Origin of the sequence: Kribbella sp. NPDC026611 (assembly GCF_040638345.1) — a bacterium.
Lineage (GTDB): Bacteria > Actinomycetota > Actinomycetes > Propionibacteriales > Kribbellaceae > Kribbella.
The window spans coordinates 764,192-786,007 of the sequence record NZ_JBEZYC010000003.1 but is presented as its reverse complement, the minus strand read 5'-3'; the positions used below and the strand labels follow the sequence as shown (position 1 = coordinate 786,007).

The 21,816-nt window shown below is 67.5% G+C and carries 26 protein-coding genes and 1 tRNA gene; 15 read left to right on the top strand and 12 right to left on the bottom strand.

Translation table 11 applies throughout. The features are described 5' to 3' along the window. Positions 1-123 precede the first annotated feature (123 nt). The gene (locus AB0E69_RS15680; protein ID WP_360145046.1) at positions 124-732 is read right to left on the bottom strand and encodes a flavin reductase family protein; all 609 of its coding nucleotides are present in this window, start codon (positions 730-732) and stop codon (positions 124-126) included. A gap of 66 nt (positions 733-798) precedes the next feature. On the opposite strand from AB0E69_RS15680, the gene AB0E69_RS15675 reads away from it, so the two are divergent. Then, positions 799-1,479 carry a helix-turn-helix domain-containing protein gene (locus tag AB0E69_RS15675; protein ID WP_360145043.1) on the top strand — a complete coding sequence of 227 codons (681 nt, stop codon included), beginning with the start codon at positions 799-801 and terminating at the stop codon, positions 1,477-1,479. 63 nt (positions 1,480-1,542) lie between these two features. After that, complete coding sequence (locus tag AB0E69_RS15670; RefSeq protein WP_360145040.1) at positions 1,543-1,782, top strand: hypothetical protein; 240 nt, start codon at positions 1,543-1,545, stop codon at positions 1,780-1,782. Positions 1,783-2,177: 395 nt separating this feature from the next. Here AB0E69_RS15670 and AB0E69_RS15665 read toward each other — a convergent pair whose 3' ends face one another. From AB0E69_RS15665 to AB0E69_RS15655, 3 genes are all read right to left on the bottom strand, one after another. Further along, complete coding sequence (locus tag AB0E69_RS15665; protein WP_360145037.1) at positions 2,178-2,840, bottom strand: zf-HC2 domain-containing protein; 663 nt, start codon at positions 2,838-2,840, stop codon at positions 2,178-2,180. Then, the gene (locus tag AB0E69_RS15660) at positions 2,837-3,346 is read right to left on the bottom strand and encodes a sigma-70 family RNA polymerase sigma factor (RefSeq protein ID WP_360145034.1); all 510 of its coding nucleotides are present in this window, start codon (positions 3,344-3,346) and stop codon (positions 2,837-2,839) included. The genes AB0E69_RS15665 and AB0E69_RS15660 overlap by 4 nt, the downstream gene beginning before the upstream one ends. 69 nt (positions 3,347-3,415) lie before the next feature. Then, positions 3,416-3,832 carry a MarR family winged helix-turn-helix transcriptional regulator gene (locus tag AB0E69_RS15655; protein ID WP_360145031.1) on the bottom strand — a complete coding sequence of 139 codons (417 nt, stop codon included), beginning with the start codon at positions 3,830-3,832 and terminating at the stop codon, positions 3,416-3,418. Between the two features lie 51 nt (positions 3,833-3,883). Between AB0E69_RS15655 and AB0E69_RS15650 the strand changes: the two genes are divergently transcribed. From AB0E69_RS15650 to AB0E69_RS15630, 5 genes are all read left to right on the top strand, one after another. Then, the gene (locus tag AB0E69_RS15650) at positions 3,884-4,477 is read left to right on the top strand and encodes a TIGR03086 family metal-binding protein (RefSeq protein WP_360145027.1); all 594 of its coding nucleotides are present in this window, start codon (positions 3,884-3,886) and stop codon (positions 4,475-4,477) included. Between the two features lie 101 nt (positions 4,478-4,578). Then, a complete protein-coding gene (locus AB0E69_RS15645; protein WP_360145024.1) occupies positions 4,579-5,574 on the top strand; it encodes an NADP-dependent oxidoreductase in 996 nt (331 codons plus the stop codon). Between the two features lie 45 nt (positions 5,575-5,619). Next, the gene (locus tag AB0E69_RS15640) at positions 5,620-6,486 is read left to right on the top strand and encodes an alpha/beta hydrolase (protein WP_360145021.1); all 867 of its coding nucleotides are present in this window, start codon (positions 5,620-5,622) and stop codon (positions 6,484-6,486) included. A gap of 31 nt (positions 6,487-6,517) precedes the next feature. Continuing rightward, positions 6,518-7,324 carry a hypothetical protein gene (locus AB0E69_RS15635; RefSeq protein ID WP_360145018.1) on the top strand — a complete coding sequence of 269 codons (807 nt, stop codon included), beginning with the start codon at positions 6,518-6,520 and terminating at the stop codon, positions 7,322-7,324. 138 nt (positions 7,325-7,462) lie between these two features. Next, on the top strand, positions 7,463-8,065 hold the full coding sequence (locus tag AB0E69_RS15630; RefSeq protein WP_360145015.1) for a helix-turn-helix domain-containing protein: 603 nt from the start codon (positions 7,463-7,465) through the stop codon (positions 8,063-8,065). Here AB0E69_RS15630 and AB0E69_RS15625 read toward each other — a convergent pair. From AB0E69_RS15625 to AB0E69_RS15610, 4 genes are all read right to left on the bottom strand, one after another. Then, positions 8,054-8,332 (bottom strand): hypothetical protein, encoded by a 279-nt coding sequence (locus tag AB0E69_RS15625; protein WP_360145012.1) that lies wholly within the window; start codon positions 8,330-8,332, stop codon positions 8,054-8,056. The genes AB0E69_RS15630 and AB0E69_RS15625 overlap by 12 nt on opposite strands. 595 nt (positions 8,333-8,927) lie before the next feature. Continuing rightward, the gene (locus AB0E69_RS15620) at positions 8,928-9,083 is read right to left on the bottom strand and encodes a hypothetical protein (RefSeq protein WP_360145009.1); all 156 of its coding nucleotides are present in this window, start codon (positions 9,081-9,083) and stop codon (positions 8,928-8,930) included. Positions 9,084-9,337: 254 nt separating this feature from the next. Next, the gene (locus AB0E69_RS15615; RefSeq protein ID WP_360145006.1) at positions 9,338-9,493 is read right to left on the bottom strand and encodes a hypothetical protein; all 156 of its coding nucleotides are present in this window, start codon (positions 9,491-9,493) and stop codon (positions 9,338-9,340) included. Positions 9,494-9,616: 123 nt separating this feature from the next. Continuing rightward, positions 9,617-12,202 carry a hypothetical protein gene (locus AB0E69_RS15610; RefSeq protein WP_360145003.1) on the bottom strand — a complete coding sequence of 862 codons (2,586 nt, stop codon included), beginning with the start codon at positions 12,200-12,202 and terminating at the stop codon, positions 9,617-9,619. Positions 12,203-12,311: 109 nt separating this feature from the next. On the opposite strand from AB0E69_RS15610, the gene AB0E69_RS15605 reads away from it, so the two are divergent. Then, complete coding sequence (locus AB0E69_RS15605; protein WP_360145000.1) at positions 12,312-13,259, top strand: LysR family transcriptional regulator; 948 nt, start codon at positions 12,312-12,314, stop codon at positions 13,257-13,259. Here AB0E69_RS15605 and AB0E69_RS15600 read toward each other — a convergent pair. Further along, positions 13,185-13,607 (bottom strand): PPOX class F420-dependent oxidoreductase, encoded by a 423-nt coding sequence (locus AB0E69_RS15600; RefSeq protein ID WP_360144997.1) that lies wholly within the window; start codon positions 13,605-13,607, stop codon positions 13,185-13,187. The two genes, AB0E69_RS15605 and AB0E69_RS15600, sit on opposite strands and share 75 nt — an antisense overlap. Then, positions 13,604-14,167 (bottom strand): pyridoxamine 5'-phosphate oxidase family protein, encoded by a 564-nt coding sequence (locus AB0E69_RS15595; protein ID WP_360144994.1) that lies wholly within the window; start codon positions 14,165-14,167, stop codon positions 13,604-13,606. Before AB0E69_RS15595 ends, AB0E69_RS15600 begins: the two co-directional genes overlap by 4 nt. A 189-nt stretch (positions 14,168-14,356) precedes the next feature. Between AB0E69_RS15595 and AB0E69_RS15590 the strand changes: the two genes are divergently transcribed. The 3 genes from AB0E69_RS15590 to AB0E69_RS15580 are packed head-to-tail and all read left to right on the top strand — an operon-like array spanning position 14,357 to position 18,695. After that, positions 14,357-15,640: a CHAT domain-containing protein gene (locus AB0E69_RS15590; RefSeq protein ID WP_360144991.1), complete on the top strand. Its 1,284-nt coding sequence runs from the start codon at positions 14,357-14,359 to the stop codon at positions 15,638-15,640. Positions 15,641-15,649: 9 nt separating this feature from the next. Next, on the top strand, positions 15,650-16,162 hold the full coding sequence (locus AB0E69_RS15585; RefSeq protein WP_360144988.1) for a hypothetical protein: 513 nt from the start codon (positions 15,650-15,652) through the stop codon (positions 16,160-16,162). A 16-nt stretch (positions 16,163-16,178) separates the two neighbouring features. Beyond that, positions 16,179-18,695: a tetratricopeptide repeat protein gene (locus AB0E69_RS15580; RefSeq protein ID WP_360144985.1), complete on the top strand. Its 2,517-nt coding sequence runs from the start codon at positions 16,179-16,181 to the stop codon at positions 18,693-18,695. 321 nt (positions 18,696-19,016) lie between these two features. Here AB0E69_RS15580 and AB0E69_RS15575 read toward each other — a convergent pair. Then, positions 19,017-19,092: transfer RNA gene (locus AB0E69_RS15575), tRNA-Lys, on the bottom strand. Positions 19,093-19,193: 101 nt separating this feature from the next. Here AB0E69_RS15575 and AB0E69_RS15570 point away from each other — a divergent pair. From AB0E69_RS15570 to AB0E69_RS15560, 3 genes are all read left to right on the top strand, one after another. Beyond that, positions 19,194-19,778: a hypothetical protein gene (locus AB0E69_RS15570; protein ID WP_360144982.1), complete on the top strand. Its 585-nt coding sequence runs from the start codon at positions 19,194-19,196 to the stop codon at positions 19,776-19,778. Positions 19,779-20,027: 249 nt separating this feature from the next. Further along, complete coding sequence (locus tag AB0E69_RS15565; RefSeq protein ID WP_360144979.1) at positions 20,028-20,300, top strand: hypothetical protein; 273 nt, start codon at positions 20,028-20,030, stop codon at positions 20,298-20,300. Between the two features lie 88 nt (positions 20,301-20,388). Then, positions 20,389-21,024, top strand: a complete 636-nt coding sequence (locus AB0E69_RS15560; RefSeq protein ID WP_360145954.1) for a G5 domain-containing protein — start codon at positions 20,389-20,391, stop codon at positions 21,022-21,024. Here the strand turns inward: AB0E69_RS15560 and AB0E69_RS15555 are convergent. Continuing rightward, on the bottom strand, positions 20,979-21,506 hold the full coding sequence (locus AB0E69_RS15555) for a YceI family protein (RefSeq protein WP_360144976.1): 528 nt from the start codon (positions 21,504-21,506) through the stop codon (positions 20,979-20,981). The genes AB0E69_RS15560 and AB0E69_RS15555 overlap by 46 nt on opposite strands. A 106-nt stretch (positions 21,507-21,612) precedes the next feature. On the opposite strand from AB0E69_RS15555, the gene AB0E69_RS15550 reads away from it, so the two are divergent. After that, the coding region (locus AB0E69_RS15550) for a hypothetical protein (RefSeq protein ID WP_360144973.1) at positions 21,613-21,816 on the top strand (204 nt) is incomplete at its 3' end.

The following is a 21,816-nucleotide window of genomic DNA, read 5'->3' as shown; positions in this document are numbered from 1 at the left end:
ATGGTACGGCGCTAAGCCGGGGGTGGGTGGGAGCGCGCGTAGCAGGTGTGACGAGGAGCGGAGCGACGAGGAATGCCTGCGTAGCACGCGTGGGTCGGCTTCTCCCGCACGCGTGGGTCGGACTTACCTGCGTCTGGGGGTTTCGGTTCGGAAGGATTCGCCTAGTTCTTCGCCTGTGCCGAAGTAGTGGCGGAAGGTGTAGAGGAGGGGGGACCAGAGGGCGGGGTCTATGTGGTTGGTGTTGGGGATGACGATGTCCTTCAGAGCGTGCACTCGGAGGACCTGGGCCTGGGCGATCAGGAAGTTGCCCTTGGCATCTAAGTCCGCCTGGACCACGGTGGCTTCGAATTGGATGGGGCATTCGAGGACCCGCGGTGGGGTGACCAGTTCGGAGGCGACGGGAGTGAGTCCCGCGGCTCCAAATTTGCTCCGGCTGTGGCGGAAGCGGGCCTGTTTGGATGCCGGGACCGGGTAGCGGGCGGTCAGGCGGGCGATGCGTTCGACCGCTTTCCATTGGGCGGGTGAGGGGTAGTTGATGACTACCTCCGGTCGATCCCGCAGGTTCGCGGCGGTTTGGCCGGGTTCGCCGACGCCTAGGACCACGACGTCGCCGAGGGCCCACGCGGACGACATCGGGGCGAGGTTGACGGTGCCGTCCTCGTTCAGCGTGCTGAGGAGGGCGACCGGAGTACCGACGTACAGGATGGACGGTTCGATCGTCACGTGCGTCATGAACCACAAGCTAGAAGGCGGTTGCTTCGGCCGGCGCCTAACAATCGACCCGGCATGATGGAGGGCATGAGCAGCGAGGGCGAGGAACTGGCGGCGTGGGCGCGGATGCTGGCTGACGGCACCAGGGCGACCGTCTGCCTGGCCTTGCTCGACAACAGAGCGTGGACGGCGACCGAGTTGGCCACGTTCGCGAAGGTGTCGCGGCCGACGATCAGCGAGCACCTCAACCTGCTCGTCGAGGGCGGTCTGCTCACCGAAGTCAGGCAGGGCCGGCACCGGTACGTGAAGCTCAAAGGCCCCGAGACCGCCGAGCTGATCGAAGGACTCGCCGCCCTGGCGCCCCGACGCCAGGAAGTAGTGAACAGTCTCAAAGCTGTCAGCAAGCGTGACGCGTTCGCCAGAGCCAGGACGTGTTACGACCACCTGGCAGGGAAACTCGGCGTCGCGCTGGCCGACGCGATGACCGAGCGTGGCCTGATCGACTGGTCCGAGGGCATCGCGCTGACATCGGAAGGCCAAGCCTGGTTGGAAGATCTGGGCATCCGGATAGATGTACGGCGAGGTCGCCCGGCCGTCCGCTCCTGCCTGGACGTGACCGAGCGCCGCCCGCACATCGCCGGCGCGGTCGGTGCCGCGTTGTGTGAGCACGCTCTCAGGCACGGCTGGGTGACACACATCACCGGCGGACGCGCGTTGAAGGTGCACAGCGCGGTGGACAAGTTCGGCCTCGAGCTGCCCAGAGTCTGAGAATCACGAGAGGGAACACGCTTTCAGGAGGCGCCAGAGCCGAATTGCACCTAGCCTTCCGCCATGACTGAGTTCGAGCCCGGCACCGATCTGGTGTCCCGCCTCCCTCTGCCCAGCCACGTGGTCGTCCTTGCGGACGGCCAGTGGCGTCGCGGCTGGCTGATCGGCCGCGAGCACGAGGAGACGGGATGGACCGCTCTGGTGCAGTACGAGGGCGACGACGGTAACGAGCGGACGGAACGCCTGCCGGCGGACCGGATCGCTCTGCCTGAGACGGAGAGCCCGACCGAGCGCGCGTCGTAGTCGAAAGTCACCGCTGGAGGAGGAAGCAGCGCGAAGGCCCCCGGGGATTCCACCGGGGGCCTTCGTGCGTAACGCGGCCGTGGCGCCTCGAATCAGCGAACGAGAACCCCGGCCCAGGCCCTTCGGGCGGTTGACCTGGGACGGGATCCTCAGTGGCGTTACACACGGTGTATCGCTGGTGACGCCCCGAGTGTTACAGGATTCCTGGAAGTTTCTTCCGATCGGTTCTCAGCGGCGCGTTTCGAGTACGCCGCGATCCGAAAAGAGTCCGGGCAGCGGACGGCCCCGGTGCACGTCCCTGAACACCGGGGCCTGAGACCAGCGGCCTCTCGAGCGACCACTCATCTCTTCAAACAGGTGCCCCACTACTGACCGGTCATTCATGCCTTCAACAACTAGAAGCGCACGGCAAGCAGCACCCGTCCGGTCTCCGAGCTGCGGATGTCCAGCGCCTCGATCTCGTCGCGTTGCAGCTTGGTCGTCGCGGCCGGTTTCACCGTCGTACCGGGCGCCGACGTCCAGCTCGCGATCAGCTGCGCCTTGCCGGACCTGTCGGTGACATACAGCTCGTACCCGCGGGCGCGTTCGCTCGGCGTCGCGAGTTCGTCGTACCGGCAGCTGATCTCGATCGTCGTACCCCACTGCTCCGGGATCAGCCGCGCGTCTGCGGACAGCTTGCTGGACACGGTTTGCGCGAGTACGACGTAGTCGCCCTTCGGCTCGTCGCGGGTCAACGGGATCGCGATCACCGCACCGACCGCCGCGGCCGCGACGGCGATCCCGGTCATCAACGCGCCCAGCCGGATGCGTTGCCGCCGGCGTTCGCGTTGCACGCTGCGGACCAGCGCAGGCAGCAGGTTCGGCGGTTCGACCGTGATCGCCGCCAACGCCCGCTCAGCCGGCAGCGCGCCGAGCGTCGCCGGTACGTCGGCCAGCGCCGCCACCTCGGCGGAGCACTCGTCGCAGGTCCGCAGGTGCTCCTCGTACGCGCGCCGATCCTTCGCCGACAACGCCCCCAACAGGTACGCGGCATCCCAGTCCTTGTACGGATCGCTCACTGACTGGTCACCCCCTTCTCCTGCAGCGCGAGCTTCAGCGCCCGCAGCCCGTAGTGCAGCCGCGACTTCACGGTGCCCGGCGGGATATCCAGCTCTTCGGCGATGTCGGTAACCGTACGGCGCCCGTAGTACGCACGAACGATCACCTGGCGATGCTCTTCGGACAACTGCGCCAGCGACTCAGCCACCAGCCATGCATCCAGTACTGCGTTCGCGTGGTCGGCGCTCGGGTTCTCAGGCAGGTCGCCGCTGGCCACCTCGCGACTGACGCGGGCGCTGCGACGATCGTCGATGACGAGGTTGCGCGCCACCGTGAACAGCCAGGCCCGAGCTCCGGGCTCGTCCTCGGACAGGATCTGCGGCCGGCGCCACGCCCGCAGCAGTGTCTCCTGTACGACGTCCTCCGCGAGCCGATCGTCTCCGGTCAACCGGACCACGAACCGCCACAGCGCGGGCGCATGCACGTCATGCAACTCACGCAGCAGGGCCGCCCGGTCATCGGCCATCGGTGCTCCTGCTCTCTCGGCCGCTTCTCGCCCCCATTCTGCACAGGAAGCAAAGCGGTTGCGTACGGGTCAGCGGCCGGTGAGGGTTCGCAGGACGCGGACGAAGGCCTTGCGGTCGTCCGGCGGGATGGCGGCGAGCAGGCGCTCTTCCTGGACCCGGATGTCCTTGCGGACGGCCCGGCGTACCCTCCGGCCCTCCGCGGTGATGGCGAGCAGCCGGACGCGGCGGTCGTCGGGATCCGGCGTGCGGTCGATCAGGCCGGCCCGCTGGAGCTCGTCGAGGGTGCCGATGATGCGCGACTTGTCCGCGCCGATCGCCTCGGCGAGCGCGGCCTGGGTCCGCACCGGGGTGTCGTCGAGCGCGGTGAGGACGGAGTACCCCCACATCGACACGTCGTGCGCGGCCAGCACCGGGGTCTCGAGCGCGATCAGCTCCCGCACCAGCGGGTAGAGCAGCGCGGCGAGATCGGGGCGCTCGGTCGGCATGGCTCGAAGGTAACACTGGCGCAATCATATGCGTGCGCTTATGATATGCGCATGCCTACTATTGATTACGTTGCTCTCGACACGGTCGCCGTACTCACCAGCATCGAGGTGGCGGTCACGGTGACTCCCGACGATCTGACCAGGCCGACGCCGTGCCGGGCCTGGACTGTTTACGGGCTGCTGGCGCACATGGCCACGCAGCATTACGGGTTCGCGGCAGCCTCGCGGGGTGAGGACGACGCGGACGTCTGGAAGGTGCGGGATCTCGGGGACGACCCGGTCAAGGCGTACGTCGCCTCCGCGGAGCATGCACTGGAGGCGTTCGCGCAGCCTGGGGTGGCGGAGCGGGTGTTTCCGCTGCCTGAGTTCGGACCAGGGGTCTCGTTCCCGGGGGCGCAGGCCGTCAGCTTCCACTTCATCGACTACGTCGTCCACAGCTGGGACCTGGGCAAGTCGGTCGGCAAGCGGCCTGCATTCGAGCCGGCCGTACTCGAAGCCGCGCTCGACGTCGCCAAGCGCGTCCCGACCGGCGAGATCCGCGAGGCCCCCGGTACGCCATTCGGCCCCGACATCGCCTACACCGGCACCGACCTCCTCGACCAGACCGTCGCCCTCCTCGGCCGCTCCCCCAACTGGCCGAACTAACCCGTCGCCGCGCCGACCTTTCGTCCGCCCTTGACAATTTTCCTGAGTCTGCTCATTATTGAGTTAACTCAGGTTAACGAGTCATCGGTAGGAGAAGCGTCATGCGAGCGTTCGTCGTCAGTCAGTACAAGGGGCCGCTGCAGCAAGCGGATGTGCCCGAGCCCGTGGTCGGAGAGCACGACGTGCTCGTCCAGGTCCGCGCGGCCGGGCTCAACCTGCTCGACGAGAAGATCCGGGCCGGTGAGTTCCGGCAGATCCTCCCGTACAAGCTGCCGCAGATCCTCGGCAACGACGTCGCCGGAACGGTGATCGGCGTCGGCGCGAAGGTGCAGGGCTTCAGGCTCGGCGACGAGGTGTACGGCCGGCCCGACAAGGACCGCATCGGCACGTTCGCGGAGCGCATCGCGGTCGCCGAGGCCGACCTGGCGCTCAAGCCGGTGTCGATCAGCCTCGAGGAAGCAGCCTCGCTACCACTGGTTGCCCTGACCGCATGGCAGGCGCTCGTCGAGCGCGGCAACCTACAGCCGGGGCAACGGGTCCTCATCCACGCCGGCTCGGGCGGAGTCGGCTCGGTCGCGATCCAGCTCGCCAAGCACCTCGGCGCCACGGTCGCCACAACGGTCAGCGCAGGCAACGCCGACTTCGTCCGCGAACTCGGGGCGGACTTCGTTGTCGACTACCGCAGCCAGGACTTCGAACAGCTCCTCGACGGGTACGACCTGGTCCTGGACAGCCTCGGCGGGAAGAACCTCGAGAAGTCGCTCCGCGTACTGCGCCCCGGCGGCAAGGCAATCGGGATCGCCGGGCCGCCCGACGCGGCCTTCGCCCGCGAGCTCGGCGCGAACCCGCTGCTCCGGCTGGCGATGACGGCCCTCAGCAGCGGCATCCGTCGCCGGGCCCGGCGTCTCGGCGTGACGTACGAGTTCCTCTTCATGCGCGCGAGCGGTGACCAGCTTCGCCAGATCACCGCCCTCGTCGACGGCGGCACGCTGCGCCCCGTCGTCGGACGGGTCTTCGACTTCGACCAGACCGTTCAGGCAATGCAGTCGCTGGAAGTCGGCGGCATCCGCGGCAAGGCCGTCATCAGCCGGCCCTGAGACACCCATCTCAATCAGGCACCAACCACGAAACAGGAGAACACCGTGAATACCAGCAAGCACGTACAAGACAGCTTCATCACCGCCTATAAAGACGCTCCCGCCCGCACCGTCAACGCCGGCGGCGTCACCTACGCGTACCGCGAACTGGGACCGAAAGGCGGCATTCCCGTCGTCTTCTTCGTCCATCTCGCCGCGACTCTCGACAACTGGGACCCCCGGATCATCGACCCCATCGCACAGGGCCGCCACGTCATTGCCTTCGACAACCGCGGCGTCGGTGCGTCCACCGGCCGGGTGCCGGACAGTGTCGAGGCGATGGCCGACGACGCCTACACCTTCATCACGGCGCTCGGGTTCGACAAGATCGACATCTTCTCCTTCTCTCTCGGCGGCATGATCGCGCAGGCCCTCGTGGTGAAGCACCCCGAGCTGGTCCGCAAACTCGTCCTCACCGGCACCGGGCCGAAGGGCGGCAAGGACATCGACAAGGTCGCGCGTACGACGTACTGGGACATCCTGCGCGCCACCCTGACCCGGTCCGATCCCAAGGAGTTCCTGTTCTTCAACCGCAATGCCACCGGCAAACCTGCCGCTCGCGCGTTCGTCAACCGGCTCGAGGAGCGCACCGTCGACCGCGACGCACCGATCCGGATCACGGCGTTCCAGACCCAGTTGAAGGCGATCAAGAAGTGGGGCCGCTCCGCCCCCGACGACCTGTCCAAGATCACGCAGCCGACCCTGATCGCCAACGGCGACAACGACCGGATGGTGCCCTCGATCCTCTCCGAGGACCTGCACCGGCGCATCGAGGACAGCCAGCTGATCATGTACCCCGACTCTGGGCACGGCGGCATCTTCCAGTACCACGAGACGTTCGCGCCCGTCGCGGTCGAGTTCCTCGCCCGATGACCGCCCAAACCAGCAGGAGAAGGGCGACACCATGAGCACGACACCGACCGCCACGCAGCCGTCCGTGCAGAAGCACTTCACCTCGTCGATCCTGCTGTGGGTACGCACCGACCAGCCCCGCCAGACCGGCATGGACTACTGGAAAGGCCCGCACTCCGGGATCATCTCCGCCACCCCGGGTCTGGAGGAATACCGGCAGCTCCACCTCGCCGAGCACAACCCGGGCCTGTGGCCGACCACCGACGGGGTCGAGACCTCGATCCCTCTCGACCGCAAGATCGACGGCCTCGCGGAAGTCACCTTCCAATCCGCCCTGTCACCTCTGAGAGGGCGCAAGCAGACGCGGCTCGCCTTCAAGGACGAGATCAACGTGTTCCGCCGTACCCTGCTCTACACCGGCACGCCGAACTCGTCGCGCTGGTACGACGTCGCCGGTCCAGCTGAGACGGTCGGCGCTGGCGCCCTGGTCTACCTGCGCCGCCGAGGCGGGGTTGGCGCCGGTGAGTTCCGCAAGTTCATCACAACGCAGCTCGCGCCCGCGCTCGCCGGGACGGGCGTGCTGAAGGAGCTGCGCACGCAGACGTTCCTGCCCTGGATCGAGAAGCTCTGGGACACCCCGAACGTCGCGCACGACAACCCGGCGGATCAGCATTTCAACGCCTCCATCAGCCTCGGGTTCACCGACACCGCAGTACGGGACGCCTTCTTCGCGAACAGCGCGATCGAGAAAGTGTCCGACCAACTGGCGCCGCTCGCCTCCGCGATCCACGCGTACGACGTCACCGCCGCCCTCACGTACGTGAAGAACGGCGTCATCCTGCCGCAGTACCAGCAGTAGCGACGCACTTCGTCCACCAAGCCTGCGCACGTGGCGCGAAGCTCTATCCGAGCTCCGGGACATCGTCCCCATGAAAGAATGAGCGCCGGCACGAGCCCATACAGCAGGGGTCCACATAGCAGAAAAGGACGGCAGCCCATGCCACTCGCCTCCCAACCGGTCGGACGGCGCGAGCGGAACAAGCAGCAGAAGCTCGAGCGCATCACGGCCGCCGCCCGGGAACTGTTCGCCGAGCGCGGCGTCGACGAGGTCACCACCCAAGAAATCGCCGACAAGGCCGACATCGGTGCGGGCACCCTGTTCCTCTACGCCAAGACCAAGGGCGAGCTCCTCCTGCTCGTGCAAAACTCCACGTACGCCGACGCTCTCGCACAAGGCAGGTCGGCAGCCGAGAGCATCCCCGACCTGCTCGACGCGGTGATGGCGATCGTCCGCCCGGTCGTGGAATGCAACCGCAAACAGATCGACAACGGGCGCACGTACCTGCGCGAGATCGTCTTCGGCGACCCCGAAGAACCCCACCACCGCGACGCACTCAGCCTGACCGTCCAAACCGAACAGGCCGTCGCCGACGTACTCCAACGAAACAACCACACCACCCCCGACGACGCCGCAACCCTCGCGCACATCATCTCCGCCATCATGTTCGTCAGCATGGCCGCAACAATCAACATCACCAACCCAGTCGACGCCATCACCCAAGAAATCAAATCCCAGATCCGCGTCCTGCTACGGAAGTGACCCCGGGAGAATTCCTCTCGAGCCAGCCGCCGGAGCGGCCGTCCGTGTACGGCACGCTTGGCGATCATGCTCGAACACGACGATCTCGCCGTCGACGACAACCGCGCCCTGCTGCCCGGTGAACGCATCGACGACCTCGGGCCAGCTGTCGTCGAGCGACTTGCGGTTCCGCGAGTACAGGGCGGCGCGATAGGCGAGGCACCGCTCACCGCCGACCTTGCACTCGTAGATCCAATCCGGATCCGAGAACCACTCGCTGATCAACATCGCGAGTATCGGCGCCACCCAGCCCGACCGACTCCGCCGATTCCGTACCCACCGAACGCCCGCTCGCCAGTTCGCATTGGTGCCCGAGGCCCCAATCACAAACCAATCTCGCCGGCCGTTCCCCCAGCCCCCGCCCCGGCCTACCCCGACTTGGCGGCCATGTCGGACTACCGCCACTGCGCCTACCCCCGGCTCGGGGGCTGCCTTGGCCTACCGCGGCTGCGCCTACCCCCAGCTTGGCGGCCGTGTTGGGCCACCGCCGCCAAGCCCACCGCGACTTGGCGGCCGCGTTGCGCCAGCCACTGCGCCTACCCCCAGCTTGGCAACCGCTTAGGACTATCGCCGCCACGCCGACCCGACTTGGCAGTCGCGTTGGGCTACCGCGGCCACGCCCACCCTGGCTTGGCGTCGCGTTGGATTACCGCAGCTGCGTCTACCCCGGCTTGGCCGCACTGGGTCCTGCCGCTACGCGTACCCCAGCTGGCTCAACCGCGGCCGCGCCTACCCCCGGCTTGGCCGGGTACCGCGTTAGCTATCGCGGCCCCGGCTCCCTCCTCAAGCCCAACCTCGCGACCCACCTGCCGGGCGCGTCGGACTAGCGGCGCTCCGGCTGGCGCCGCCCACGGGACAGCCGGGACCCGCGACCGAACCAAGCATCCAGCGCCGCGTCATCCCCCAACGCCCCGAACGGCCCAGCCGGCCGCTCCACCATCCGCATCAACGCCAGCAACCGCTGACAGCGCTCACACATCCCGCCTCCCCTCTGTACTTGTATCGGGCAACAACCCCCGAACGTTTCAAGAACCCCCGACAGCCGCCGAACTCACGTCAGCGCGCGGACCCGACCTCGGTCACCCATGGTCGCGACGGTCACCTCGGTCACCCACGGTCGCGACGGTCACCTCGGTCACCCACGGTCGCAACGGTCACCGCAGTCGCCACGGTCGCCCGATCGCGCCAATCACCAGGATCACCATGGTCGCGAAGTCGCGCCGATCACCACAGTCACCACCGGTCACGACGCTCGCCACGGCCGCCCGCGGTCGCCGCGGTCACCAGGATCACCGCAGTCGCGGCCGTCACCACGGTCGCCCCTCTGGTCGCGGCGTTCACCAGGATCACCATGGTCGCGATGGTCGCGCCGACCACCACAGTCACCACCGGTCACGACGCTCGCCACGGCCGCCCGCGGTCGCCGCGGCCACCAGGATCACCGTGGTCTCGAGGGTCGCGCCGATCGCCACAGTCACCACCGGGCGCGATGCTCGCCACGGTCACCCACGGTCACCCACGGTCGCGGCGGTTGTCGCGGTCACCGGGGTTCCCGCGGTCGCGGCGGTCTGGGCCGGGCGGTCGGGGCGCTGCAGACTGGTCTGCCTGCGCGGGCTGGCGTGGCACGTGCACGTAGTGACTGTTGGTGGACGGCGGCGGCTCGCCTCCGGCACCGACCGTGTAGACGTCCATCCCGTCCACCTGACGGAGACGGACGCCGTTCACCAACTGCTGACTCTCCGCGAGCGGGGAGTGTGAGTCGGCGGGCTTGGCTTCCGGACCGTCCATCGCCTGGTGGTACGACTCCGCCACCTGCAAATCACGTCCCAGCCGGGCCTGGTGGTTCGCGACGTACCAGTCCACAGCCGCCATGTGATACCACTTCCCTCCCGACCCATCCACCACCTCAACAGGCCGCCCCGGCCGAGTATCAACCGTCTGCCAAGCCACCGCCCGCCCCCGCTCAACAACCGCAAGAGTCACCCGATACCGCTCCGCATCCTCCCCCACCGCCCCACCCCCACCACCACCCGAAACAGGCTCAGCCCCATCGGCCGACAACGGCTCCGCCGCACCGGCTGACACCAGCCCAGTCCCACCAGCCGACAGCGGCTCGGTTGAGCTGGTCGACGGGGGCTCATTCGGGGCTGGTGTGATGCTCGGGACTGTGCGGAAGACGTGGTCGAGTGCGGGTCGGTCCTCTGCGCGGGCGTGGGAGAGGACGGCGAGCTGAGCTCCGGTTTCGCGGCAGCGCTGCACCCCGGCGATGAAGAACTCGGCGATCGCCGGATCGCCCGCGGGGCGAAGCGCGTCCGTCTTCTCGACGATCGTCTGGGCGGCCTCGCCGGACAGCTGGACGTTCGTCAGCCACTCGGCGTCCGTCGCCACGACCCCACCGGTCGCCGCCCCCGCCTGCTGGTAGGTCTCGGCCAGCGCGCGCGTCGTGAAGACACCCACCGGCCGACCCTCGGCCTCGCGGTACGGGCCGTCGACGATCGCCGCCACGAGCGCGTCGCGATCAACCCCACCCGCCACCCCGAGCCTGATCCGCTGACCGGAGTCCCGATAACCCACCGCGGCCAGCGGTTTCCCGTCCTCCCCAACCGCGACCGCGATCGCCGTACCGCTGCCCTGCCCCGCAGCCGTGCCCGCCGGCGACTTCAGCGCCCGCAACACCGCAGCCAACTCCGGGTCCCGATCCGCGTCAGCAGTGTTCTCGCCGGACAGCCGCTCCAGCACGTCACCGATCAGCTCGGCACGCCCTTGGAGTACGTCGTACTGCGCCTGCTCAGGAGCCAGCCGCAGTACATGCCCGCCAGCGTCGTGAAACCGCGCTACAGCCGCAGCGACGTCATCGGCCGCTACCCCCGCCGTACCCGCATCCGCCCACCCCAGGCTCGGCACATCGTCCAGCCGACTACCGAGAACCGGCCGGACGTTGCGCATCACCTCGCCGGCGTACTCCGGAGACGCGTTGTAGCCGCCCTGCCCGTGCTCGTGGATACCGACCCCGAGCCGCGCCGCCTCGCGCAACCCGACCAGCAACGCGAGAGCGCGGTGGGGGTCGGGCATCTTGCCGCGCTCGTCGAGCACGATCGTGCCGGCGGAGGAGAGTCTGAACACGGCGATCTGCGCCGGCTTCCCGGAGTGATCGTCGATCGACACCAACCGCGGTCCCGCGGCCAGGTCGCCGTCATCCGGCAGTACGTCGACGGTCACGCCGTTGTCGAGGCCGTCCCGCGCGAGCAGTGCCCACTTCCCGTGCCGCGCCGGATCGTCCGACCACGCGTCGACTGCCGCGAGTGACTTCGCCTCCGGAAGCTGGCGGCTCGTCTCCTGTACGAGCTCTTCGACCTGCGACGCCGTCCAGTTCGGCTCGCGAGGCGCGATCCGCCCGTCGGTCGCCGGAACAGGCGAGATGCCCGCGGCGTCGACCACTCCCCGGCCTTCGCGGGCGGCGATGCGATTCACGGCGTACCAGACGGCGCCACCGAGCTGCTCGGCGGAGAGGATGTCGTCTCCGCGCCGCCCGCCGAGGTCGGGACGGTTCGCCAGAACGTCGCCGAGACTGGGTACGCCGCTGAACGTCGACGTCACGCCACGGTCAGCGGTCGCCGTGCCGGGATGGGTCGAGCCGGCGCCGACGATGCGCAGGTCCTCGCCCTTGCGGACGAAGGTCGCGACGGTGAACGTCTGGCGGTCGCCGGCGGTCGCAACGACGGCGTACTCCGGGCGTTCCTCGTCGTCCGGTACCGGTGGAAGGAGCTCCGGGTCGCGCGGCTCCCGAATCTCGAGCGCCGCCAAAGCCGCCCGACGCGCCTGCCACACCGGATTGCGTTCCTTCACCCACTCCTGCGCGCCCGGCCGAAGCCCCTTGATCACCAGCCCGACCAGCTCATCGCGCGCCGCATTTTCCTGCTCCCGCACCCGCTGAGCCGTCTCCAGAAACTGATCCGTCTCCAGAAACTTGTCCCGAGCCTGATCCGCCAATGTGTTCCACTCCGCGCTGCCCCGGGCAACGACCCGAACCTCACTCCCCGGCTGCCGCCCAAACCCCGCCACCGCACCCACCAGCCGCGCAACCTCCACATCACCCATCCCCCGATCGTCACCCACCCCCGGGTCACCACCCCAACCCTTCGACGACATCAAAAACCCAGCCAGATCCTGGCTGAGCGACTTAGCGATGGTTCTTATGCTTGGGGCCATGGCTGACGTGGAGTTGCGGCATCTGGCGACGATGGCAGCCGTCGTCGAGGAGGGGACATTCGGGCGGGCGGCCGCGCGGCTCGGGTACACGCAGTCGACGATCAGTCAGCAGGTTGCTGCTCTGGAGAGGGCCGTGGGTGGCGCCCTGTTCGAGCGGCCCGGTGGTCCTCGGCCGGTGCGATTGACGCCGCTGGGCACCGTCGTACTCGAACAAGGGCTGGGTGTACTGGCGAAGGCGGACGAGCTGACCGAGGCCGTCGATCGTTTCAAGGCCGGTGACGGGCGGATCGACATCGGCACCTTCCAGAGCGTGTCCAACCTGATCCTGCCGTCCGTCATCCGGCGGTTGCGGGACGAGCGTCCTGCCTGTGAGATCAGACTGACCGAGGTACCGACGGATCCGCAGCTCGACGGCCTGGACCTAGTGTTCTACGACCGGCCGATCGACGGCGACCTCGAGGTCGTCAAGCTGATCGACGATCCCTACCTGCTCGTGGCCCGGCCGGGCGACTTTCCCGACAGTCCGGTCGCGCTGAAACACCTCGACGACCAGCCGATGGTCGGCTGCCATCTGCCGTGCGACCAGGTGTGGCTGGACCAGGTGATCGCTGCCGGCGTACTCCCCCGGGTGGTTTTCCGGGCGCCGGGCAACGAGTCGATCCTGTCGATGGTGCGCGCGGGACTGGGCTGGGCGGTCCTGCCGCGGCTCGCTCTGCACGGGTCGGGCACGCGGTCCGACGACCGCCTCGCGGTCCACGAACTGCGTCCCGCGCCGAGCCGCGGGATCTACCTGCACTGGGCGGCCACGGCTTCCCGCTCGCCACTGGCGGATCGGGCCATCGCGATCGCCACCGAGATCGCGGCCGAGGTATCAGCCGAGGCCGGAGCGGGCTATCACGTTGGTGATGCCGATGTGTACCGCGGTGAAGCCCCCTTGAAGGAATGACTCGGCGAGCTCGCCCGCGGGCTGGTCGGGGTAGTAGCGGTCGGCGATCCCGATGGCAACGCGCTTGATCCGGTCCGGCTCGGCGCTGATCCGGGCCTCGCCCTCGATGGTGACGAAGCTGTAGGGCTGCTGCTCGTCGCTGATGCAGACCGCGACCCGCGGGTCCCGCGCCATACTCTTGCCTTTGACGCTGCCGGGCGAGAGGGCGAAGGCGAGTTCGTCCCCGTCGAGCACGAAGCAGATCGGGGTGACATGCGGCCGGCCGTCGGCGCGGGTCAGCGACAGGTGGGCGAGTCTGGTGCCCGCGGTGACGAAGGTACGCCACTCGTCGACGGTCATCGTGGTCATCGGGTCTTCCCTTCGTTCGCGATGCTGGATGGTGCGGTACGGAAGCGCCAGCGAGTCGCGCTGAACCCATCTTCCTTGCCAAAGGCAAACACCTGCACCGGCTGAACGGCATACACGTACCGCGGATCATCAAGGCCGCCGTCGGCCGGATCGTAAAACTCACCGCCCCGGACAAACGGATGCCACCACGGATACTTCACCGGGAAGGCCCCCGCGATCTCCCGCAGCCTCCCTTCATCCCGAACAAGACCGGCGACACCTTCAAACACCAGATCAACATCGGACCCCGGCACCGTGACAACGCACCGGCTATTACGCGCAAGATTCCGACTCTTACGAGCCCCCCGCGACGTAACAAAACAAACCATCCCCTCCACCCAAACAGCCAAAACCGGCACCACATGAGGCGCCCCACCAGGCCCAGTCGTCGCCACCAGATAGTCCCTCGCCCCCGCGATCCGCCCCTGCACATCCACCCAGCCCAGCCCCGTAAGAGGCGCCCCCCGAGGACTATCCAGCCGCTCACCCGCCGGCTCAACCGCCGCCGTATATCTCGCCATACCCCGACCCTAGAATCGCCCGCTACATCAAGAAAAGCGACAGTTCCCGATCCTATTGATCGCCAAACCGCACCACAATCCGCGCCCGTCAGCGCGTCGTGCCCCTGTGCGGACGCATGATTCTGTACTGACCTCGACCGGCCGCCGTACACGCGCGAACGGTGGCCTGCTCCAGGTCGAGGGTTTGTAATGGAGGCAGGGACTCGGGAGCGGGGGACGGATTTGGCTGGTGGGCGGGCCGCGGCGCTGAACTACTACAGCCACGCCGAGGGTCTGGTGATCTCGGTAGTGACGCCTGCGCCCTCGACGCCGCTCACCGTGGAGGTGCCGGCCGATGGCCCCGACTCACCCGTGAGACGTGACTATTTGAGTGCGGCAGCCAGCCGGCTGATCATCGACGTGCACGGCTTACCGAGCAGGTGGGACACCTCGTTCCACGCGGGCCGGCTCCGCCAAGCACTGGCCTTGCCGCCGTCGGTGAACGCAGCCAAACGGTCGGGACCGGTGCTCCAACGGAAGCTGCGGTCTTCGTCGTACCGCTATGGCCTGGACTATCTCGAGCGCCTCGGAGACGTGCTGTTCCCAGCCGTGGTTCGCTCCGCCATCGAGGACTGCGACGTGCTTTGCATCGTGTCGCACGGCCCGTTGCATGCGATCCCCTTCGCGGCGTTGCCGTGGAACGGACATCAGCGCCTGGGACAGCGCTTCGGACTGACCCACGTCCCGAGCGCCAGCCTCGTCCCGCTGCTACGAGAGAGGACCTCTCGCTTAGATCCCGGTGGACGGCCCCGAAAAGTCTTCACGGCGGCTGTGGCTGCAGCCGAGGACCTGGACCCAGAGGACTTTGAACAGGACAACCGGCTTCTCGCCGCCCTGACCGCAGGTCTCGGCGGAACCTGCCACGAGCTCGTCGGCGCCTCAGGTCCGAAGGCGGTCACCAAGTCGGCCGTCCGCCAGGGCGCCGCCGACCACGACCTCGTGCATTTCGCGTGTCACGGAGTCTTCCTGGACAGCTCAGGCGATGCGATGCAAACGTCCGGCCTGCTGCTCTCTGCCAATGGGGTCCCTCCCCAGCTGTCCATGCTGGCCGGTGACGACGACCGGCTCACCGGCGAAGCCGGCGAACACCTGCTGACGGCCGAGGAGGTGCTCGCGATGGATCTGAACGCCGACCTGGTCACGCTCCGGGCATGTTCATCGGGGCGCTCCGCTGTTCTGGCAGGCGATGAGCTGATGGGGCTGACCCGAGCGTTCATGTTCGCCGGCACCGCGAGCATGCTCGCGAGTCTGTGGAACGTCAACAAACTCAGCTCCCGCTTGCTCCTCACGGAGTTCTACCGGCGCTGGCTGCCGACGGACGGCGAAAGCAAGTGGCAGGCGCTCCAGGGAGCACAGGACGTCGTTCGGCAGACCGATGGGTACGAGCATCCCTTCCACTGGGCGGCCTTCGCCCTGCTGGGCAACTGGAGATAGGAGCGATCGATGACTGAGCTTGATGATGACCTGGACAGGTTGGACGACCGGCAAGTTTTGGCTGTGCTCGATGCCGTGCTCGGCGAGGTCGCCGCTGACGACACTCCAGAAGGAGAGAGCGACCAGGTCCTCGCACTTGACGCACTGATGGCCGACGACGGCCAGGGACCCGGTCTCCAAGCCCTCGATGAAGTCGACCCGGTCGCCGCGGCCGCCGCAGCCCGCGATCTCTTGCGCATGTTCGCGGATGCTCCCGAGACCGCGGACGTCGTACGCGAGTGGTTGGCGGAGCGCCCCGAGCAGGAGGCAGCGGCTGTACCGCTGATCCTTGCAGCGCCACTGGTGCTGACCGGATGCGTCGTGCTGCTGCAGATCGTCGGACACACAACCTTCAGCAGGGACTCCTCAGGGCAGTGGAGCGTGAGCTACGACCCCGCCAAGCGCACGCCGTTCGACGGCACCGTCAAGGAAATGGTGGGCACGCTCAGCAAACTGATGCGGACCATGACCGGTAACGGGTAACGCTGAAGAGCCGGCCATGACAGTCGACCCCAGGGCAGTCGTCAACAACAGACTCATCTCCATCGGCTTCGCCGCTGTGACGGGCAGCATGTCCGTCGATGAGGCTGTCGAGGCGGTGACAAATCCGCAACTCCTGACGGCGTACACCGACGCCGATCTCCGGGACCTCATCGAAGAAGCTGCTGAGTGGGCCATCGATCGCCACACTGACTACGCCGGATACGGCTTGATCTGGCAGCGCCTGTGCCTCGAGTGCGCGCAGGCACAAGTCAGACGCCTCGGAGAGGCTCGTCATCGGGCGCCCCAGCAGGTCTCCGACGAGTTGTTCTCGGCATGGATCGGCTTCGCATCCTGGCAGGCCATTTCCTACGGCTACTGGGCGATTCTGGGTCCCGATCTTCGCGAAGCGTACGCCATTCTGCAGGACGCAGAGCTCCTCGCTCGCGGTCTGCCGGACCTTGATCTGCCGCGCTTCTTCGAGATCGCCGCCGCGTTGTACGGCCAGGTGCGAGTCGCCAACCTCGGCGGACACCCGGAGTACGCCGCTCTGCCTGGTCTCCACCTCGACGAGGTGCTGGCCGCTCCGGGATGGCACACCAAAGACGCCGACCAGCAACGGTTCGTCGCCCTCTTCGATCAGGTCATCCGCGCCCGCGAAGCCGACGGCTCCCAGAGAGAGAACCTAGCTCCGGAGGCCGAGCATTCTTCGGCGGAGACCGACGCACTCGACTACTACGCCGCAGTCGCCGAACTGGCATCCACGATGTCGGAGCGAGACGCTGTCGTCGACCGCGCCCGCGAGATCACGCGGCCGGCCATGTCCGAGGCCAATGAGGAGATGGTCACCAATCTGATGGGAAGTGTGCTCGCAGACACACCGGCGACCGCGCTGCGAATGGCCCGGATCCACCACGCCGCCACCGAAATGACAAACCAGGACGTCACGTCGCCCGCACGTGCGCTGGCGGCTTTCGCCCTAGGACGTGCCCAGATCAAATGTGCCCTGATCGGAGGCGACCAGTTCGGACAAGACCTGTTCGCCGAGGCAGCACTCGTCCTGGAGCAGTGCATTCCCGGTCTCACTCACCACCGCTACGACGAAGCAAGCGCCATGGCGCAGCGCTACCTGGGTATGGCGCTGCGGGGTCAGGGGCGCATGGCCGAGGCTCACACCGCCTACCTCGAAGCAGCTGAGCGTCTCGAAGCTCTCCCGGACGGCCGCAACAAGCGCATCGAGCTCGCGTCGGCGCTGGGCAACCTGGCCGACACGTACGAGCACCTCGGACAACCTGCCCGTGCCTTGGATCTGCTGATCCGTGCTCACGAGAACTTCCTGCAGGACGGCGACGTGCGACTCGCGTTGCAAGCGCTTGGCAACATGTGGCGACTCGCCTACGCGGTGGGCCGCGGCGACGAAGCTGCCAACGCCGCACTTGCTTCCCTGCATCTGATGGAATCAGTCGCCAACCTGCAGGAAGCTGCCCAGGCCGCCGTGCGGCTGGCCGAATTCGCGATCACCTACAGGCAGCTCGACATCGCATACACCTTGCTCGACAGCGCCGGCGCGTTCCTTGGCACGGAGGATGCCGAACCCGATCGCGACCAGAAGTGGTACTCCTTGTGCAGCGAGGTCCTACTGTGGCAGGGAGTAGTGACCTACATGATCGCCAACGCTGAGGACCCGCCGTCGGCAGAGTACGTTTCGCTCGCCGCCGACTTCGCGACCAGATCGCGCGATGCTGCCGCACACGCCGGCAATTCATTTCGCCGAGCGAGCGCCGAGGTCTTTGAGGTCTGGTGCGCCCTCCTCGCAGGAGACCGCCCTTCGGCCGACAGGAAGTTGCGTGAGCTCCTGACCGACGGGTTCCCACCGCGGCTCACGGCTCAGGTCGAGACGCTGATGGGACGGCTTGCAGAGAGCCCGGAAGACGCGGCGCGGCACCTGAACAGGGCAATCGAGGGCTTCACTCAAGCGGGCCGACCGGACCAGGCGGCGGCCACGCTCACGTCCCTGGCTGACTTGCTGGAACGCGATGGTGACGTCGAGTCGGCGCTGGTCGCACTCGAAGATGCTCACCAAATGCTGAGCAAGCTGCGCGGCGCTCTCGCCAGGGACGACTCTCGCGTAGGACTCCGGGGCCAGTTCGAGTCCCTTTACGACCATGCTGTCGTCCTGAGCTGCCGACGCGACGACGGGCGGACATGGGCCTGGACCGAACGTGCCAAGTCACGAGCAACCGTGGAACTCATGGCGCTCAGCCCTATCCCCCTCGACCCGACCACCCTCCCTCCGGAGGCGGTGATCCTTCTTGCCGAGGAGAACCAACTGATCGACCAGATCCGGTCGGCTCGCTTCACCGATCTTGCCACGTTGTACCCGGACTCCTCCCGCGAACTGAACGCTGCCGTGGACGCCCACGACCAGCTCCGCGACATCTGGGACCAGCTTCGGCACCTCCTGCCCGAGTACGTGAGCCTCCGCACCGGCGAGGTCCGAGAGTGGACGGAAGTCCAGGCGGTCCTGGACAGCTAGTACCCCCGCGACGTGCGTGCAGCAGCCCTTCCATCACAACAGCCAATGACCCGCCGACTCGGACTCCTGCGCCGAGCATGAAGATGACCAGTTCCCGGGCGGGACGTCGGTCGGCCGGGGCCAGGTCGGGCGAACGAGAGCGGCGCGAAGCGACGAGATACGTCGCGCATCCGGCGGGTGGTCGGCGGGTCGGCGACCGACGGCACACCCACGGACGGCTGGACTCCAAGGCGCTCAGAAACCCACTCAGCTAAGTGGCTGGGTAAGAGCTGACCTGCAGACCCGCTCCCAGGGCGCCGATACGCGCCTGACCTGCGGTTTTGGTAGGCCCCGTGGGACTCGAACCCACAACCCGCGGATTAAAAGTCCGCTGCTCTGCCAGTTGAGCTAGAGGCCCTTGTGTTGAGGGGGACAGTGTGTCATGGATGGTGGTTTTGGTGGCTGTTCGGGGTGGGGTGGCGGGCGTACTCTCGGTGTGGGGAGCGAGGGGGAGTCGCTATGGGGGTTGTGGAGCGGGCGGAGATCAGCGGGTTGCACCGGGAAGTGCTGGACGGGTGGAAGCTGGTTGCGGGGCAGGCTTCGGCGCTCGGGTTGGCGGACCGGGTGGTGATCGGGGTTGCGCTGAAGGCTCGGGCTGAGGCGCTGGCCGCGTGTGAGCGAGTGGTTCGGGACGCGGGGGATCTTGCGGGGGATGCGCGGGCGTTCGCGGCGGCGATGCGGAGTCCGTTGGCCGGCGTGGCGATGGGGGCTGGGGTCGCGGCGGGGGTGCTCGGGTTTCTGGGGGTGTGGTCGGCTGCGGTGTACGGCGAGCTGCCGCCGACGACCGCTGCGCTCGTTGGGGTGTTGCTGGTGGCCGCTGCTGGTGTGGTGATTGCGGTGGCGCGGGCGATGGTGATTGCTCGGTGGGGGATGGCGGAGCGGTCGGTTTCGCGGGGGCTGTTGGAGGAGGTTAGGGCGGCGGAGGAGCAGCTCTTCGGGGCTCTTGAGGAGCGGGTGCCGGAGGTGGTTGTGCCGGTGAGTGTGGTTGCGGCGGCCGGGGTGTGCGGGTTGGTGATCGGGGCGCTGCTGGCAAGCGTGGGGTGATTGCGGGTTTGGTTACCCAGTGTGCAGACGTGTCTATGCGGTCGCGCTGGGGCCGGTCTGCTGGCGAGCTCGAGGTCGCCTGACTGCGGTTGAGCGGGAGCTGCTGGTGCTTGCGCGCCGGTTGGGTGCTCCCCCGGGCACAGTCAGCGGACGGCTCGTGCAGGGCTCGCGGCGGTTGCGGCGGCACCGTAGGCGGCTCCACAAAGCGCTGTGTGTGGTGGCTGCGCAGGTCCGGTTATCTCCCTGGACGTGGCGGCGGGCGATCCGGGCGTACTGGCGAAGGTCTGTCACGGGCTCGAGCGCTTCCAGCAGACCGGTTGGACGAGGGCTGCGGTACTGCGGGTCTGTCTCGGGCGGGTCGTGCTCTGCGAGCGAGCTCGCGGCCCACGCGGGGAGATCGTTGCCGGCGGCGTGGACGGGGGATGCATCGGGGGGTTGGTGACGATCTGGCGGGTGGGTGGCGCCGTGCGGCACGCGGTCAGGTCGATCAGTGTGAACGTACTCGTCGGTTCAAATTGGTGATCTCTAGCCGAGGCGCTGGTGATGGTGGTACAGATCGGAATTCGGCCGGGGAGGTCGGGTGGTGACGATCCTGCCGCGGGGGGAACCGATGGCGGGTTGGGGGGAAATTGTGTTTTACGTTCGTGCTGCGTTGGGTCTGTTGGGGGTTGGCGCGCTGGCCACTGGATGTGGGGGCACGGGGAGTGCGGCTGATCCTGCTCCGGTCGCGAGTGTTGTTTCCGTGGCGCCGAAGGCTGGTGCGACGGCGGCGGGGCCGGGTAGCAAGGTTTCGGGGCGGACTATCTCTCGGGAGATCGTCCAGTATCAGATTATCCCGTTCAAGAAGAAGACGGTGACGGATGATTCGTTGCTGAAGGGTCAGCGGACCGTTCGGACTGTTGGGGTGAATGGGACGCGGCGGTTGGTGTATCGGGTGACGATTGTTGGTGGGCGGCAGACGGCGAAACATCTTGTGCGACAAGAGGTTTACAAGCAGCCGAGGACTCAGGTGACGGCTGTCGGTACCAAGGTTGAGGAGCCGGTCGGGTCCACCGAGACGACCTCGCCGTCGGAGGAGTCCGGTTGCGATCCGAATTACTCGGGGTGTGTGCCGATCGCGAGTGATGTCGACTGTTCTGGCGGGAGTGGGAACGGGCCGGAGTATGTCGCTGGTCCGGTTCGGGTCGTCGGGCGGGACATCTATCGGCTGGATGCCGACGGGGATGGCGTCGGGTGCGAGGACTGAGGGGCGAGGGTGAATTGGAGGTCGAGGTCGATCTCTGGACAGACGAGGGCGGTTGTGAAGGCGTTCCAGTTCACCTGCCAGCGGTGGCGGTTGATTGTCAGGCGCGCGGTGAAGGCGTCCGGGTCTGTCAGGACCACGGGTACTGCGAGCGGTCGTGTTACTCCGCGGATCGTTAGGTCGCCGGTTAGCTCGTACGACGAGGTGTCCAGTTGAGCCACGTCGGTGGACACGAACGTCATCGCCGGGTGCTCCGAGACCCGTAGGAAATCCTTGCGGAGTTGGGCGTCGCGGCGGTTGTTGCCGGTCGAGATGCTGTCGGTTCGCACCGTTAGCCACGCGGTCGATGCGGGCGGATCGGTCCGGTTCAAGTGCGCGGTGCCCTCGAAGGATGAGAAGTGGCCGCGCACCCTTGTTCCGAGTCGGTGCCGCGCGGTGAAGGCGAGCCTGGTGCGGGATGCATCCAGGAAGTAGTCATTCGTCATGTCCAACCGACGGGCGACGGCGGGGAAGTGTGAGGTCCTTGCGTGCTGACGGATGTACGGCTCGGACATACTGCCGTCGTAGGCCCAGGACTGGAGGGAACAGCGGATGAGCGACGTGGAGCCCGGGGTGCCGGTCGAGTCGGCTGCGGTGGCAGGCGAGTCGGTGGAGATGACCGGCCCGGCAGAGGTCGGCCGCCCGGTAGAGGTCGGCGGCTCGGCAGAGGTCGGCCGCCCGGCAGAGGCGGGCGCCCCGGCAGAGGCAGGCGGTTCGGCAGAGGCAGGCGGCTCGGCAGAGGTCGGCCGCCCGACA

Bases quoted from the DNA above. Each gene is read 5' to 3' on its own strand.
- AB0E69_RS15635 (WP_360145018.1), top strand. From the start codon at position 6,518: ATGAGCACGACACCGACCGCCACGCAGCCGTCCGTGCAGAAGCACTTC.
- AB0E69_RS15660 (WP_360145034.1), bottom strand. From the start codon at position 3,346: ATGGCCGATGACCGGGCGGCCCTGCTGCGTGAGTTGCATGACGTGCAT.
- AB0E69_RS15655 (WP_360145031.1), bottom strand. From the start codon at position 3,832: ATGCCGACCGAGCGCCCCGATCTCGCCGCGCTGCTCTACCCGCTGGTG.
- AB0E69_RS15595 (WP_360144994.1), bottom strand. From the start codon at position 14,167: ATGGCGAGATATACGGCGGCGGTTGAGCCGGCGGGTGAGCGGCTGGAT.
- AB0E69_RS15585 (WP_360144988.1), top strand. From the start codon at position 15,650: ATGACTGAGCTTGATGATGACCTGGACAGGTTGGACGACCGGCAAGTT.
- AB0E69_RS15625 (WP_360145012.1), bottom strand. From the start codon at position 8,332: ATGTTGATCAGCGAGTGGTTCTCGGATCCGGATTGGATCTACGAGTGC.
- AB0E69_RS15670 (WP_360145040.1), top strand. From the start codon at position 1,543: ATGACTGAGTTCGAGCCCGGCACCGATCTGGTGTCCCGCCTCCCTCTG.
- AB0E69_RS15630 (WP_360145015.1), top strand. From the start codon at position 7,463: ATGCCACTCGCCTCCCAACCGGTCGGACGGCGCGAGCGGAACAAGCAG.
- AB0E69_RS15605 (WP_360145000.1), top strand. From the start codon at position 12,312: ATGGCTGACGTGGAGTTGCGGCATCTGGCGACGATGGCAGCCGTCGTC.
- AB0E69_RS15675 (WP_360145043.1), top strand. From the start codon at position 799: ATGAGCAGCGAGGGCGAGGAACTGGCGGCGTGGGCGCGGATGCTGGCT.
- AB0E69_RS15645 (WP_360145024.1), top strand. From the start codon at position 4,579: ATGCGAGCGTTCGTCGTCAGTCAGTACAAGGGGCCGCTGCAGCAAGCG.
- AB0E69_RS15560 (WP_360145954.1), top strand. From the start codon at position 20,389: ATGGCGGGTTGGGGGGAAATTGTGTTTTACGTTCGTGCTGCGTTGGGT.
- AB0E69_RS15680 (WP_360145046.1), bottom strand. From the start codon at position 732: ATGACGCACGTGACGATCGAACCGTCCATCCTGTACGTCGGTACTCCG.
- AB0E69_RS15590 (WP_360144991.1), top strand. From the start codon at position 14,357: ATGGAGGCAGGGACTCGGGAGCGGGGGACGGATTTGGCTGGTGGGCGG.
- AB0E69_RS15600 (WP_360144997.1), bottom strand. From the start codon at position 13,607: ATGACCACGATGACCGTCGACGAGTGGCGTACCTTCGTCACCGCGGGC.
- AB0E69_RS15555 (WP_360144976.1), bottom strand. From the start codon at position 21,506: ATGACGAATGACTACTTCCTGGATGCATCCCGCACCAGGCTCGCCTTC.
- AB0E69_RS15620 (WP_360145009.1), bottom strand. From the start codon at position 9,083: ATGTGTGAGCGCTGTCAGCGGTTGCTGGCGTTGATGCGGATGGTGGAG.
- AB0E69_RS15610 (WP_360145003.1), bottom strand. From the start codon at position 12,202: ATGGGTGATGTGGAGGTTGCGCGGCTGGTGGGTGCGGTGGCGGGGTTT.
- AB0E69_RS15580 (WP_360144985.1), top strand. From the start codon at position 16,179: ATGACAGTCGACCCCAGGGCAGTCGTCAACAACAGACTCATCTCCATC.
- AB0E69_RS15650 (WP_360145027.1), top strand. From the start codon at position 3,884: ATGCCTACTATTGATTACGTTGCTCTCGACACGGTCGCCGTACTCACC.
- AB0E69_RS15570 (WP_360144982.1), top strand. From the start codon at position 19,194: ATGGGGGTTGTGGAGCGGGCGGAGATCAGCGGGTTGCACCGGGAAGTG.